The 14,090-nt window shown below is 44.2% G+C and carries 11 protein-coding genes and 1 pseudogene; 3 read left to right on the top strand and 9 right to left on the bottom strand.

Annotated features, from left to right (window positions below):
- Positions 1-5: 5 nt before the first annotated feature.
- From ligA to N518_RS0106040, 5 genes are all read right to left on the bottom strand, one after another.
- Entirely contained in the window at positions 6-2,042 is a 2,037-nt protein-coding gene (gene ligA / locus N518_RS0106060; protein ID WP_010700205.1) for an NAD-dependent DNA ligase LigA, read from the bottom strand.
- Positions 2,043-2,117: 75 nt separating this feature from the next.
- Entirely contained in the window at positions 2,118-3,128 is a 1,011-nt protein-coding gene (locus tag N518_RS0106055) for a cell division protein ZipA C-terminal FtsZ-binding domain-containing protein (protein ID WP_026444056.1), read from the bottom strand.
- A gap of 2 nt (positions 3,129-3,130) precedes the next feature.
- On the bottom strand, positions 3,131-6,580 hold the full coding sequence (smc, locus tag N518_RS0106050) for a chromosome segregation protein SMC (protein WP_026444055.1): 3,450 nt from the start codon (positions 6,578-6,580) through the stop codon (positions 3,131-3,133).
- Positions 6,581-6,590: 10 nt separating this feature from the next.
- Positions 6,591-7,286, bottom strand: coding sequence for a GntR family transcriptional regulator (locus N518_RS0106045; protein ID WP_026444054.1), 696 nt, complete (start codon positions 7,284-7,286; stop codon positions 6,591-6,593).
- Positions 7,287-7,436: 150 nt separating this feature from the next.
- On the bottom strand, positions 7,437-8,246 hold the full coding sequence (locus N518_RS0106040) for a sulfite exporter TauE/SafE family protein (RefSeq protein WP_026055462.1): 810 nt from the start codon (positions 8,244-8,246) through the stop codon (positions 7,437-7,439).
- Between the two features lie 30 nt (positions 8,247-8,276).
- Here N518_RS0106040 and N518_RS0106035 point away from each other — a divergent pair, with 30 nt between their 5' ends.
- Both N518_RS0106035 and N518_RS0106030 read left to right on the top strand, forming a co-directional pair.
- Complete coding sequence (locus tag N518_RS0106035) at positions 8,277-9,023, top strand: biotin--[acetyl-CoA-carboxylase] ligase (protein WP_005027555.1); 747 nt, start codon at positions 8,277-8,279, stop codon at positions 9,021-9,023.
- Positions 9,024-9,040: 17 nt separating this feature from the next.
- Entirely contained in the window at positions 9,041-9,775 is a 735-nt protein-coding gene (locus N518_RS0106030; RefSeq protein ID WP_005018826.1) for a type III pantothenate kinase, read from the top strand.
- Here N518_RS0106030 and N518_RS0106025 read toward each other — a convergent pair.
- On the bottom strand, positions 9,757-10,323 hold the full coding sequence (locus tag N518_RS0106025) for an RBBP9/YdeN family alpha/beta hydrolase (RefSeq protein WP_005018825.1): 567 nt from the start codon (positions 10,321-10,323) through the stop codon (positions 9,757-9,759). The genes N518_RS0106030 and N518_RS0106025 overlap by 19 nt on opposite strands.
- 156 nt (positions 10,324-10,479) lie before the next feature.
- A complete protein-coding gene (gene ffh / locus N518_RS0106020) occupies positions 10,480-11,895 on the bottom strand; it encodes a signal recognition particle protein (RefSeq protein WP_005018824.1) in 1,416 nt (471 codons plus the stop codon).
- A gap of 144 nt (positions 11,896-12,039) precedes the next feature.
- Between ffh and N518_RS0106015 the strand changes: the two genes are divergently transcribed.
- Positions 12,040-12,849: a cytochrome C assembly family protein gene (locus N518_RS0106015; protein WP_005027562.1), complete on the top strand. Its 810-nt coding sequence runs from the start codon at positions 12,040-12,042 to the stop codon at positions 12,847-12,849.
- 43 nt (positions 12,850-12,892) lie between these two features.
- Here the strand turns inward: N518_RS0106015 and N518_RS0106010 are convergent, their stop codons facing one another.
- Both N518_RS0106010 and N518_RS0106005 read right to left on the bottom strand, forming a co-directional pair.
- Entirely contained in the window at positions 12,893-13,660 is a 768-nt protein-coding gene (locus tag N518_RS0106010) for a class I SAM-dependent methyltransferase (protein WP_005027564.1), read from the bottom strand.
- A 96-nt stretch (positions 13,661-13,756) separates the two neighbouring features.
- A pseudogene (locus N518_RS0106005) lies at positions 13,757-14,090 on the bottom strand (IS4 family transposase); the annotation flags it as partial.

The raw sequence follows: 14,090 nt of genomic DNA, 5'->3' as shown, positions 1-14,090 counted from the left end.
TTACATTAAATTACTTGACCATAGGTCTCCATTAGCTCAATAAACTGCCTTTCATTTAGTGTCTGAATATTAAGCTTTTGTGCTTTTTCCAGTTTTGACCCAGCCTTTTCCCCGGCAACCACACATTTAGTTTTGGCAGATACACTGCCACTTACACGTGCGCCTAAAGCTTGTAACATCTGGGTAGCCTGTTCGCGTGTAAGGTGCTCAAGTGTGCCTGTTAAAACCCAGCTTTCACCATTCAATGGCTGACGCGTTGAGGCAATTGGTGCATCCCAATGGATGCCTGCGGCCAGCAATCGATCAATTACTTCCAGGTTATGTTCTGCACGGAAAAAGTCATAAATCCATTCGGCTGTTATATCGCCTACATCAGGCACTTTTTTCAAGCTATCTACATCTGCCTGTTGCAAGGCTTCTAGGGTTTGAAAGCTGTTGGCCAGCATCCGTGCCGTTGTTTCACCGACACCTCGTATCCCCAGGGCATAAATAAAACGGGCCAGTGTAGTTTTTTTACTTTGTTCAATTGCATTGATCAGGTTCTGAACTGATTTTTCACCCATTTTTTCAATGCCAAGCAACGTATTCCGATGCTGGTGCAGATGATAAATGTCTGAGACATCTTTCAACAGTTCAAGATGCAGCAGTGACTCTACCCAGCGGTCCCCCAAACCTTCAATATCCATAGCCTTGCGGGACACAAAATGGCGAATTGATTCAATTCGCTGTGCTGCACAATATAACTCTCCCGAACAGCGGGCCAAAGCCTCACCTTCCGGCATCACTACAGGTGAGGCACACACAGGACAGGTTTCCGGTAGGTTTATGACTTCGGCAGTGTCCGGACGAAACTCAGGCCAGACTTTTTCCACTTTAGGAATCACGTCTCCGGTTCGGTAAACGCTCACTGTATCGCCAATTCTTACATCCAGACGGTGAATCTCGCCAATATTATGCAGTGTTACATTGGATACTGTTACACCTCCGACAAATACCGGATTTAACCGGGCAACAGGCGTCAGGATACCTGTTCGTCCTACCTGCCAGTCTATATTCTCTACTGTAGTGAGGGCTGCAATTGCAGGGAACTTATAGGCAGTTGCCCAGCGTGGTTCCCGGCTTAGAAAGCCCAACTGTTTTTGCTGTTTAAGGCTATCTACCTTAACCACCATGCCATCAATTTCTACACCCAGGTCAGCGCGCTCTTCCATAATTTTTTCATAGCGGCGCTGTACTTCTTCAATCGAATCACATAAAAATTGCCGTTCGGCAATTTCAAAGCCCAGATCACGTAACCAGTGCAGACTTTCGGTCATGGAATTTAAGTGATGCTCTGGTTCACACTGGGCAATTCCATAAGCATAAAAGGCCAATGGACGTGCAGCGGCAATACCCGGATCTAACTGGCGAAGGCTTCCAGCAGCAGCATTGCGCGGATTGGCAAATATTTTTTCACCTTTGGCTTCATTTTCAGCATTTAATTTTAAAAAACCGGTTTTAGGAATTAGAACTTCCCCTCGTACTTCCAGCAATTTAGGTATAGCAGCCTGATCAGAATAAAGGTACTTTGGCAAATTACGGATAGTTTTAACATTCTGGGTAATATCTTCTCCAGTTTCTCCATCGCCCCGCGTTACCCCACGTACCAGCTCACCATTTTCGTACCAGAGTGAAATAGCCAGCCCATCGAGTTTTAACTCAACCTCATACTTGACCTGTTGTCCCGGAAGACGCTCCTCTACCCGACGGGCAAACGCGAACAGGTCTTCCTTATTAAACACGTTTCCGAGCGACAGCATCGGCACTGCATGTCTGACTGTCATAAACTTGCTCAGAGCTTGTCCACCTACACGACGAGTCGGCGTATCATTTTGAACAAGATCCGGATACTGCTCTTCGAGTGCTTTTAACTGATGAAACAGGGAATCATATTCATTATCGGAAATACTGGGCTGATCCATTACATAATAAGCGTGATTATGCTGTGCGATCAGCTGTATAAGTTGACGCATCTGCGTCACAATGCCTGCTGTAGATTCCATAAGATTCACCATATAAAAGGGCGGATACTCCCGCCCTGATGCTGCTTTCAATCTGTTTTTTAATTAAATATCCGATCAGACACTGACATGATCCGGCCGGTAATCAATCACCTGATGACGCCAGTGCTCTTTAAGCTGTGGCGTAAACTCAAGATTCTGTTCATCATATACTTTACCATCAATTTCCCGCGCAATCAGGCCGGCAATACTGGTCATCATATCAAAACCGGTAATAGCATTCGGATTCGGCAATGCCAGAAAGAAAGCCAAACCCTGTACTTGCTCGGTAGACAGACTTTCAAGGTCAAAACCTGCCGGACCTTCATCAGTAATACGCAGTACAGAGAACATCAGTGGACTTTGTTCTTCTGTTTTTTCATAGCGGTGGAAGCAGGACATTTCACCATAACGCAAACCATATTTTAACAGTACCTTCAGGGCTTTATCACCTGATAAAGCACGGCGCGGATTCGGATAAACATTCAGTGCAATAATCTGCTGCGCAGTTGCTAGAGCACTTTCATCATCACAGCGCTGCTGTTCATGTAAATGTACATCAAGGATATTGCTTTCACCATCAAACTCGGCAATTTCGGCAGTTTCAATAGTGGGATTCAAGCTAAATTCCGGCTCTTTTGGCTCAGACCCATCAGCCACTTCAGTTGATTCTGAAGTTGTCTTTTCTACTTTCTTTACTTGCGCCTGAGTTTCACTCAAAGCAATAGCTTCTGCAGGTGCTTCTGGCTGAGCCCGAGTTTCAGCCTTATCTGTAGAGACAGACTGAGAAGCAGATACTTCAGGTTCTGAAGCTTGTTTAGAATGTTGTCCGGCTGTTGGTACAGACTGTTGAGTGGCCGAGCTCTGATCAAGCTGTGGTTCTTTGCGCACTGTTGGTGTAACCGCACTCTCGCTGGCCTGTAGCTGGTCACGGACATGACGGGGAATCACCGGCTTGTTGCTTTGCGGGTCTATATAAAGTTCAGATTCGAGTGAGGGTGCCGTATTTGGCTTTTTCAGCATCATACGCAGCCCGACCAGAATAATAATAACAGCAACAATAATCCCTATCATGGTAGTGACTTCCATACTTATGCCTCCGCGACTAAACCGTATTCTTTTGCTTGTTCTAAATTGACTGTGACTAATTTTGATGTTCCTGGCTCAGGCATGGTTACACCGAGTAAGTCTGTTGCCATGGTCATTGCAATTTTATTATGTGTAATGTAAATGAATTGTACCTGTTCAGAAAGTTCTTTTACCAAATTACAAAACCGCTGAACATTGGCATCATCTAAAGGCGCATCAACTTCATCCAGTACACAAAACGGAGCCGGATTTAGCCTGAAAATTGCAAATACCAAGGCCAGTGCAGTCAGTGCTTTCTCTCCACCTGACAATAAAGCCAGAGAACTGTTACGTTTCCCAGGTGGCCGTGCCATTAATTTAATACCAGATTGCCAGTCATCTTCCAAGCTCAGACTGGCCTCACCGCCATTGAAGACTTTAGGAAATAGTACCTGTAGCTCGGCATTTACCTGATCAAAAGTACTCATAAACAGCTTACGGGTTTCCTGATCGATACTCTTCATGGCATTTTTTAGCTGCTCTACAGTATTTTCCAAGTCCCGCATCTGATGAATCAGCTCTTCAAAACGCTGGCTTACCTCATCATATTCCTGTGAAGCAGCCAGGTTTACTGCACCAATTTTTTCAAATTTTTGCTGTATTTTTTCAAGCTGTTGCTGATGACCAGACAAATCAATCTTTAGCCCTAAAACCGGCTCGCTATTTAATTCTTTAAGCTGTTCAGCATAATGCAAAAAGTCTGATTTGGCCGCCTGCCAGGCTAGACGCTTTTCTTCCAGCTCGGTACGCAAAGACTCATCCTGCTGCTGAAAACGATGACGCTGTTCCGTCAGTTGCTGTTGTTTTTCCTGAACCTGATTCAGTTCAACTTGCCATTTATGCCAGCTTTTTTCTAAATTTTCAGTAAGTTGCTGCTGCTGTGAAAATTGCGACTCCAGATTAGGTAACTCCAGCTGAATAGGGTCAACAAATTTTTTAGACTGCTCTATTTGCGTTATAATCTGCTGATACTGGACTTTTAAAAATGAAGCATCTTTTTCCAGCAATTCAATCTGTTGCCTGGTTTGTATTGCCTGCCGGCGTATTAAATCCAGCTCCTGTTGGGCATGTTGCAGATTTTGCTGGGTACTTTCCAGCTGCTCAGTCAATTCTTCAAACTGGAACTGCTGGGCTTTATAGTCTGGCAGTATCTGCTCGAGCTTTAAACCCAAGGCATGCAGATCAATTTCTAGATCATCCTTTTGCATGGCATCTTCTTGCAGCTGAAGATCAAACTGTTGCAGCTGGATATGTAATTGCTGCTGCTGTAATTTCAGTGCCTGTGCGGTACTTTGTATTTTAGCAATGCTGATATCAAGCTGCTGTAATACTGTTTGCTGCTGCTTAAGCAGATCAAGCTGTAATTGCTGTTGATGCTGCTCGGTCTGGACTTGCTGCTTGACCGTTAACAGCTGAGCTTCTTGCTGTTCCAGCTGCTCACCAGACTGTATTAATAATGCTTCGATTTCTTCCAGACGGATACGGTGGCTTAACATACCCTGTCCGGCTTGGCTGTCATCATCATAATAAAGTGCAATGGTCCAATCTGCACCTACATGATAACCATCGAGTGTCAGGATGGACTGACCAGTATGCAGTTTATCCTGTAAAGATAGCGCTTCAGATAAAGTTGTAGCGACCGCAACCTGTGTCCATAAAGAATAATGTGGTGTTTCAATCCAGTTGGCTAAACAAGGTAAGTGGTCCAGTTGAATGAGTTCATCTGAGTGGCCTTTAAGTTGTCTTGAAATGTTCTCGCTGAAGCTTTGCCCGGTCTCTAGCACATGTGCAGTCAGCCATTTAGACAGAAACTTTTCAATGAGGCTTGCATATGGTTTAGCCTGCTTGTTCAGTTTAAGTATTTGTACTAACTGTACCTGGTCTTTCTGGATTACCGGACCATGTTGAGTCATCAACTGTTTCAGGTTTTTCTGTTCAGAATATAGTACATGAATTGATGATTTCAGCTCTCCCAGTTCACTGCTCTTTTGTGTATAGCCTGATTCAAGCCCGATAATTTTCTGCTTTCTTGCATTAATCTGCAGTTCTAAAACTTCAATCTGCTGTTGCAACTGCTGTTTTTCAGTATATCGCTGTTCAAGCTCATCTGATTCATACTGCTGTTGAAGCTGGGCAATCTGGGTATGTAAAGTTTCACGTTGCTGTTCAATCCGAGCAATATTTTTTAAGAGCTGCTCGGTCTGCGCCAACATCTGCATTTTCTGCTGTTGCTGTTTTTCGACCTGTTGTTTGAGCTGCTCAAACTGTTGCCCTACCTGTTGCTGCTGGGCTTTTAAAAGTTGTATATCCTGAGTCCGACCTTGGTGCTGCTGTTCCTGTTGCTGTATCTGCTCATCCAGCTGTTCCTGTTGCTGATACAGATTTTCCAGCTGAAGCTCAATCAACTTCAGCCTTTCTTTAGTCTGAACTTTCTGCTGCTCAAGCTGGTTAAGCATCGTGTTGTTTTGCTGAAATAGTGACTGCTTCTGTTCCAGCGTCATTTTGAGTTCAGCCATTTTCTTTTCAGCTTGCTGCCACTCACTCTGTAAAGGGGCAGATTGCTGCAATAACCGCTGAAATAGCTCGCTGGTCGAGGTCAGATTATACTCTAGAGTATGTAGCTCAGAACGCACCAGTTTAAAAGACTCTCCCAGTTCATTCATCTGCAAGGTATATTCCTGCTGCAAATGCTGGCTTCGTTCACATTGCACAGAGAGAATTTCGATTTTAAGGGTACGAATCCGATTTTCCAGTTCCTTGTACTGAACTGCAGTTTCGGCCTGTTTTTTTAAACTTTTTAGCTGACTTTTAAGCTCTAGCGCAATATCTTCCAGACGGGACAGGTTTTGAGTGGTATGTTCAAGATGTAGCAGCGTTTCTCGGCGACGGGCCTGATAACGTGAAATACCGGCGGCCTCCTCAATGAAAACCCGCATTTCATCAGGTTTGGCATCTACCAGCCGGTTAATCATGCCCTGTTCAATAATGGCATAGGAACGTGGGCCCAAACCGGTTCCCAAAAAGATATCGGTTATATCGCGGCGGCGGCAGCGCGTACCATTAAGAAAATATTCAGACTTACCTTCACGGTTAACCTGTCGACGTACAGCCAGTTCGTTATATGCATTGTAGGCGCCGCCCAGTTTTCCATAGGTGTTGTCAAAGCGGAGCTCGACACTGGCCATACCCACAGGTTTTCGTTTTGCTGTACCGGTAAAAATAACATCCTGCATGCTGCCACCTCGCAGCTGACGAGCACTAGACTCGCCCATTACCCAGCGGATGGCATCAATCACATTAGATTTGCCACAGCCATTTGGGCCTACCACTGCACTGCGGCTATCTCTGAAATTCAAGGTGGTTGAATCGGCAAACGATTTGAAGCCGGAAAGTTTTAAACTGCTTAAACGCATAGTGTCCTGATTAGCGACGCGAGCGACGGGCCCAAGCTAATTCGATCTGTTTCATTCGTGTCAGCGATTCCAACACAAGGTTGCGCAAGTGTCGACAAAAATCTTCCATAAATAAAGTGGCTTGTTGTGAATTTCGGTTCAAAATAGCATCAATCACTAATTTAAACAGTTCAAATGACTCCTGCAGCTCACGACGTGAAGTATTTAAGGTCAGAAAATAGCTGCGTCTCAAAGAAGGTAACAGCTCATTCAGAAATTTCATTAAATAGAGATTGGCAACTATTCCTTGCTGCTCCATCAGATATTCGAAAATCTGATCATAAAATTTTTCCGTATGGCCATGTTTTACCTGCTCCTGCAAATAAACCAGAAGTTGCTGTAGAATCTGGGCATCTGTACCACGCCAGCCCTGACTGATTTGCTGGACCACCTGCCCGAGCAGCAAGCAACTGGTATCAAATAGCGCTCGAACCTGTTGAGGCGACATTTCAGCTACAATTGCCCCCCGACGCGGATAAATCTCAATTAGATGAGTACGCTCTAATAAAAGCAGTGCTTCACGGACTGACCCACGGCTGACATCCAGCTCCTTGGCAATTCTCAATTCCTGTATCCGTTCACCCTCAACCAGTTCTCCGCTGATAATCTGTTCAGCAATGCTTTTAGCAATTTGTTCAGAGAGACTGTCTGTTGCTTTAACTGTCATGACTCACCTACTTTTATTTATATAAACTGCACTGAATGCAGTTTTTTATTGGTAAATGAATTGTTGACAGCTTTAAACTTTAAAACTATGTCATTGTCGGACAATTTTCAGGTATTTTAGGTCAATTCTCACATCATGAAAGAGAAAGCTTTAGAAATAAATACTGACTGCCTGATAAATAAAATATACACCTACGACACTCAACATTCCGGCAAAGCACTTTTTGAGCATAACGGGAGAAAGCATATGGGCGACTCTGGCACCCAGCTTGGCAGTAATGAAACTCATTGTACTGATACCAATAAATGCATAGATATGAACATAGCCAATCGCATTTGGCACTTCTACATTTGCCTGGTGTCCAAACCAGATAAAGCCCAAGGCACCTGCAATGGCAATTGGTAAGCCACAGGCCGCAGAGGTAGCTACAGCCTTTTGCATGATCACACCATGCCGGTTTAAATAAGGCACTGTCAGACTGCCTCCACCAATGCCAAAAATGGCAGAAGCTATACCAATACCTCCTCCGGCCAGCATTTGTACCGGTGCAGAAGGTAATGTGCGGTCCGGATTTACCTGAACATGTGCACCCCTGAACATCTTGTATGCAACCCATATGGCAAACAGCCCAATAGCCAGCTGCAGATGCTGTCCAGACAGCAGATCTGCCACACCCGCTCCCAGAAAAGAACCAAGAACCAAGCCAGGAGCCAAGTTTTTAAACACTGCCCATAATACGGCACCGCGTTTATGATGTGCCATTACCGAACTGATTGAAGTAACAATGATGGTGGCTAAAGAAGTACCAACCGCCATATGCATCAGCACATTCGGATCATAATTTAACTGGGTAAAAACGATATAAAGAATAGGTACAATAATCAGGCCGCCGCCTACTCCAAACAGACCGGCAGCAAAACCTGCAATTGCACCAATCAGCAAATATATGATTAACTCCATCATTAATTTCTCATTTCTCTTTATTTCAATATGGATTTAGATTCCCGCCGGCTCCAGCAACTACTGGCGCAAACACACCATTGCCCTGAGGCAGTAGTACTTAAAGCAGAGACCACCTCAACCAATGATGATGTCCGTGAAATTGCACAGAAAGGAATAAAGTCTGCACTGGTCTGTAGTGCCAGACAAACTCAAGGGCGTGGCCAGCATCAGAGGCCTTGGGTATCGCCTGAAGGAAACATTTATTTAAGCACATTGTTGCAGACAGGAACAGCAATAGACGGCCGGCTGGCTCTTGAAATAGCCCTGAATATCTTGCAATGCCCTTCTTTACAACCCCTTAAACTTCAGGTCAAGTGGCCAAACGACCTTTACAGCCATCAGGGGAAATGGGGCGGCATTCTGGTGGAACCAATTACTGCACAGCAAGCTATTATTGGCGTAGGGATCAACATTTACCAGATACATGATGTACTCGACCAGTCGGTAACTTCGTTGACACAACTGGGTTTGGCTCAAATAGATTTAATGCAACTTATCGCTGAACTTTATCATGCCATCCAGCAGGCAGGAGAATGGTTTAGTCATGGTAGCCATCAGCTGGCAAACCGCTTTAATCATCATGCCGCTTTTTTAAACGATATGGTTTACTTCGAGCATCATCAAGGTATTGCTGAAGGAAAATTCATCGGAATTCAAAATGATGGCGCAGTTACGTTACAAATCGCTGATGAAAGCCATACTTTTTATCAGGGCCGCTTACGCCGTCAGCAGTAAAAAATCAGGGTTGTGCTATGAGAGAGTTATGGTTAGATATTGGCAATACACGCCTGAAATACTGGATTACTGAAGATCAACAGGTGATTGAACATGCAGCCGAGTTGCATTTACAGTCACCGTCTGACTTGCTGTTAGGTCTGATTCAGCACTTTAAAAGTTTAGATTTATCCCGGGTTGGCGTATCTTCGGTTCAGGATAAAAAAAATAATGATCGTATTTATAAAATTTTAAGGTTCCTGAATATTCCTGTAACTTTTGCCAAAGTTCATGCTGAATATGCTGGCCTTGAATGTGCCTATGATGTCACGCAGCTCGGTATTGACCGCTGGCTGCAGGTTCTTGCCGTAGCCCGGCCAAAACAGGACTTATGTATCATCAGCTGTGGAACAGCACTGACTATTGATCTGACACACGGTCATCAGCATTTAGGTGGATATATTTTGCCGAACCTCTATCTGCAACGTGATGCATTGATTCAGCACACTAAAGGAATTCGTATTCCTGAAGCAGCTTTTGATGACTTGAGCCCTGGCCGTAATACACTCGATGCAGTACACCATGGAATATTATTAGGCCTCCTCAGTACTATCAAGCATGTCTTGCTACAGTCCCCCCGTCAGTTAATTCTGACTGGAGGCGATGCACCACTGTTTGCCCGCTTCCTTGAGCAGTATCAACCTGAAGTTGAAACTGATTTACTGCTCAAGGGGCTACAACGTTATATTCATTATTATTCAGTCAGCACATAAGGTTCAATCGCCTGCCACACCTCCGGCAGCTCGGTACAGCCTTCAGAGTCAATAAAGTGCCCTTGATGCTTAGCCTGGATAACTTCAGCATCCAGGCTTTTAGCCTGTTCCAAGCTAAATTTTGGTGGTACACGGTCATCACCCTCTGAATAGATCACAACCCGATGCTCTATCTGCTGCTTTAATAGTTCCAGGTCAATTTTGCAGGCATCAATAAAAGGGTCAACCTCTTCAAGACGCCCTAAACGACCGTTAAAGCCTGCCACCAGTACCAATTGTTTGATCTTCTGGTTCTTTAATTGATGTGATAAGTAATGCAAGGTGGCAATACAGCCCAGACTGTGACCAATAAAGATACTGTTTTCATTAATCTCTTTAATTTGCTCAGCCATTTGCTGATCCCAGTCTTGCAGTTTAGGAGTTGTTGAAGGGTCCAGACGTAGTACCTGCAAACTGACATTTTGCTGTTTGGCATATTGTTGAATCCAGGGGAACCAGTTCTGTTCAGGGCCAGCGGTATAACCATGAACTACAATAACCTGTGTCATTTTTCTTCTCACTTTTGACGATGAATGCCTTGAGTGTGCCGTAAACTATGACTGATTCGGGTAAGCAAATGTTGGGTTTTCTTAACCTTAAAATATCTAAATTCTTAAGCTTGAAAATAAAAAAGAGCGCTTAGTGCGCTCTGTTTTTAAATACGATTAAGGCTTTTTCTGCGGGTCGTTTCCGCCAAAAAGCGGGCCTGCGCCACCACCGCCACCAAACTGTTTTTGCAGATTGCCAAGTGAACGCATCATCTTGCTCATACCTGCGGGATTGGAGAACTTTTTCATCATTTTTGCCATCTGAGCATGCTGTTTAATCAGTTTATTGACTTCGGCGACGTCCATACCACAACCAGCAGCAATACGTTTTTTACGGCTCGGATTAATCAGGTCAGGATTACGGCGCTCTTTTACAGTCATAGACTGAATGATAGCTTCCATTTTCTTGACCTGCTTTTCAGGATTAGCCTGCTCTAGCGCCTGCTGAATTCCTGAGTTGCTCATACCTGGCAACTTGTCCAGAAAACCCATCATGCCGCCCATTTTGCTCATCTGTTCGAATTGCATCAGCATATCTTCAAAGTTAAAACTGCCACCTTTTTGCAGTTTCTTCGCCATTTTTTCGGCTTTTTCTTTGTCGATCTTACGTTCAACTTCTTCGACCAGTGACAGAACATCACCCATACCCAGAATACGCTGTGCAACACGTTCCGGATGGAAAGGTTCCAGGGCATCAAGTTTCTCACCCATCCCCAGAAATTTGATTGGCTTGCCGGTAATAGCACGCACTGACAATGCCGCACCACCGCGTGCATCACCATCAGTTTTGGTCAGGATCACGCCAGTCAAAGGCAAGGCATCATTGAACGCCTTGGCAGTATTTGCAGCATCCTGACCAGTCATGGCATCTACCACGAACAGGGTTTCAGTTGGCTGAATGGCAGCATGGAGTGCTTTAATTTCACCCATCATGTCATCATCAATATGCAGACGGCCTGCAGTATCGACAATCAGCACATCAGCAAACTTGATCTTGGCCTGTTCTATGGCACGATTCGCAATAACAATCGGATCTTCATCAGCACTTGACTCAATGAATTCCGCACCGACTTCATTCGCAACGGTCTGAAGCTGTTTAATGGCTGCCGGGCGGTAAATATCGGCAGAAACCATTGCTACTTTTTTCTTTTGACGTTCTTTTAAAAAGCGAGCCAATTTTGCAGCAGTTGTCGTTTTACCAGCGCCCTGCAAACCTGCAAGTAGTACTATAACCGGAGGCTTTGCAGCTAAGTCAAGACTTTCATTAGCCTCTCCCATCATTTTGGTCAGTTCGTCATAGACGATCTTGACAAAAGCCTGCCCAGGAGAAAGTTGGCTCATAACTTCCTGACCCAATGCCTGTTCCTTAACTTTCGCAATAAATTCACGAGTTACAGGTAACGCAACATCGGCTTCAAGAAGCGCCATACGTACTTCGCGTAACGTATCTTTAATATTGTCTTCGGTCAGTTGCCCTGAGCCAGTAACATTTCTTAAACTCTGCGTGAGTCGTTCTGTTAAGGTATCAAACATTGCAAAATCCGCTTAAAATGGCCAGTTGCAAAAAATCTTTCCTAAAAATAGAAAATTTATGCATAGAATGCTATAGGATACTGTAGTTCGCGTAGAATTTATATCTTATAACTTCAATATTCATAGTCCGAGAAAAGGTTTGACATGCTCAGTCTCCCCTTGGTTTTTACGATCTTAGCATTAATCGCTTATACCACATCATTCTGGTATTTGTTTGTTAATTTAATGTCTAAACATCAACCAAACCATGGGCTCATCGGCATTATGCTGGGCTTAGGACTTTTTCTGCATGCAGCAGTATTGTATAGCGATATGCTTACACCAGCGGGCATTAATTATGATGTTTTCAACCTGATGTCTTTCACCTCAGGACTGATGCTGCTGTTGAGCCTGCTGTTTAGTACTTACCGACCGGTATTGGCCTTAAACCTGTTAGGTATACCTGTAGCGGCGACCGGTCTGGTCATGGGATTCGCTTTTAGCCGTCCGACCCAGATTATTGAGCAGCGGGATTTAGGTTTAGACCTGCACATTATCTTATCATTATCTGCATACGCGGTTCTGCTGATGGCAACTATTCATGCGGTGCTGCTCTGGTTCCAGAACCGTGAACTTAAAAACAAACAGAAACGCCGGATTTGGGTGAATTTATTGCCTTCTGTTCAGGCAATGGAATCCCTGCTATTTGACCTGATTATTACCGGCTTTATTTTACTTACGATTGCCTTGGGTCTGGGTTTCTTTACTGTTGATAACTTCTTCGCCCAGCATCTGGCTCATAAAACGGCTTTTAGTATCATTTCCTGGTTTATTTATGGTGCCCTTTTACTTGGGCATTACAAATTCGGCTGGCGTGGTCAAAAGGCGATTCGCTTTACATTAGTCGGTTTTCTTTTGCTGGCTATTGGCTTCATTGGCAGTAAATTTATTTTAGAAATGATATTAGGCCGTTAAATAAAATTGAGTATTTTTTGAATCTCAGTTTTACGTCAGCTTCTTATTTTAATACTGGATGTACACGACCAATACGCAAGGCTAATGGCCATTTAACCAGTTTGGTCTGTTGAGGATTGCCCCACATTGCCACTAATTCGGCTTGAAGTGACTTTAAGGGATCAATACCCAAGCTCTGTCTGGCTTGTTTTAATGCAGACCATGTACTGATATACCCGAGAAGCTGTTCCAGATTCCACATCATGTGCATGTTCAGAGCAGGTGTTTCAACTGGTTGAAATGGAAAAGCCAAGTTCTGGTATTCATCTTCTACATGGCGCCGTTCAGGAGGCCAATAAGGCATGATGGTGTCGTAGTAAAAATGTTGAATAGGTGCATTTACCTCTCCGTCTACATGTAACACACCATAACTTATCAGAGCGATTATGGCATCTGGACGTGCAACCCGTCTCACCTCTTCATAAAAACTTTCCAGTTTAAGCCAGTGCGCGGCTTGCGCGACCGTGATCAGATCTACACTTTCTCCGGGTAGTCCACTATTATCTGCCAAGGCAGTTTTATAGTTTATCCGTTGATGTGGCTGAGCCTTGGCAATCTGCTCTGTACTGGCATCTGTCGCAACCACCTCATCAAAATACTCGGCAAGCAAGACCGAAAGTTGGCCTGTACCGCAGCCACAATCCAATGCACGCGCACAAGATGGAGCAAGCTCGGCCAGCATTTTGGCTAATATATGGGGGTAATTCGGCCGGTACAATGCATACTGTCTTGAGTCTTTTGAAAAATGGTCCTTAAACTGTCGGTTTTCCATGGGAACCCATCCTGCCTGAATTTGAATAAAACCTTGTACAATGCAAAGCCTATCCTGTTGCTATCTATTAAAATAGTTCTCTGTACACGACAAATTTCACAGAACCCTTATCCTATCAGGGTTCTGCCTTCTTAAAATTGCCAAAATTTCCTTAAACTCTTCTTTTTTCCCAAAACCAATTAAACGCTGAATCGCCATTTGAACATAGTCTAAACCATAGCGAAATAAACTCATTGAGAGTCGTCCATGCTTCTTTATTTTTATCGCTTTTTTTTGATCATGTTGCCATTCACCCGTTAAGTAACACCAACAGAAGCTTATAGCTAACACCGCAATCAATTTTTTCACTCGTCTAGGGTCTGTCAAGCGCGTATTTTCAAGATTAAACCCGCGTCCTTTGAGACAACTGAATAAGGTTTCAATTTCCCAG

Origin of the sequence: Acinetobacter sp. UNC436CL71CviS28 (genome assembly GCF_000620525.1) — a bacterium.
Taxonomy (GTDB): domain Bacteria; phylum Pseudomonadota; class Gammaproteobacteria; order Pseudomonadales; family Moraxellaceae; genus Acinetobacter; species Acinetobacter radioresistens.
Note: the sequence above shows the minus strand (reverse complement) of the source record. Positions and strands in the feature narration are given on the sequence as shown.

Bases quoted from the DNA above. Each gene is read 5' to 3' on its own strand.
- ligA (WP_010700205.1), bottom strand. From the start codon at position 2,042: ATGGAATCTACAGCAGGCATTGTGACGCAGATGCGTCAACTTATACAG.
- N518_RS0106055 (WP_026444056.1), bottom strand. From the start codon at position 3,128: ATGGAAGTCACTACCATGATAGGGATTATTGTTGCTGTTATTATTATT.
- smc (WP_026444055.1), bottom strand. From the start codon at position 6,580: ATGCGTTTAAGCAGTTTAAAACTTTCCGGCTTCAAATCGTTTGCCGAT.
- N518_RS0106045 (WP_026444054.1), bottom strand. From the start codon at position 7,286: ATGACAGTTAAAGCAACAGACAGTCTCTCTGAACAAATTGCTAAAAGC.
- N518_RS0106040 (WP_026055462.1), bottom strand. From the start codon at position 8,246: ATGGAGTTAATCATATATTTGCTGATTGGTGCAATTGCAGGTTTTGCT.
- N518_RS0106035 (WP_005027555.1), top strand. From the start codon at position 8,277: ATGGATTTAGATTCCCGCCGGCTCCAGCAACTACTGGCGCAAACACAC.
- N518_RS0106030 (WP_005018826.1), top strand. From the start codon at position 9,041: ATGAGAGAGTTATGGTTAGATATTGGCAATACACGCCTGAAATACTGG.
- N518_RS0106025 (WP_005018825.1), bottom strand. From the start codon at position 10,323: ATGACACAGGTTATTGTAGTTCATGGTTATACCGCTGGCCCTGAACAG.
- ffh (WP_005018824.1), bottom strand. From the start codon at position 11,895: ATGTTTGATACCTTAACAGAACGACTCACGCAGAGTTTAAGAAATGTT.
- N518_RS0106015 (WP_005027562.1), top strand. From the start codon at position 12,040: ATGCTCAGTCTCCCCTTGGTTTTTACGATCTTAGCATTAATCGCTTAT.
- N518_RS0106010 (WP_005027564.1), bottom strand. From the start codon at position 13,660: ATGGAAAACCGACAGTTTAAGGACCATTTTTCAAAAGACTCAAGACAG.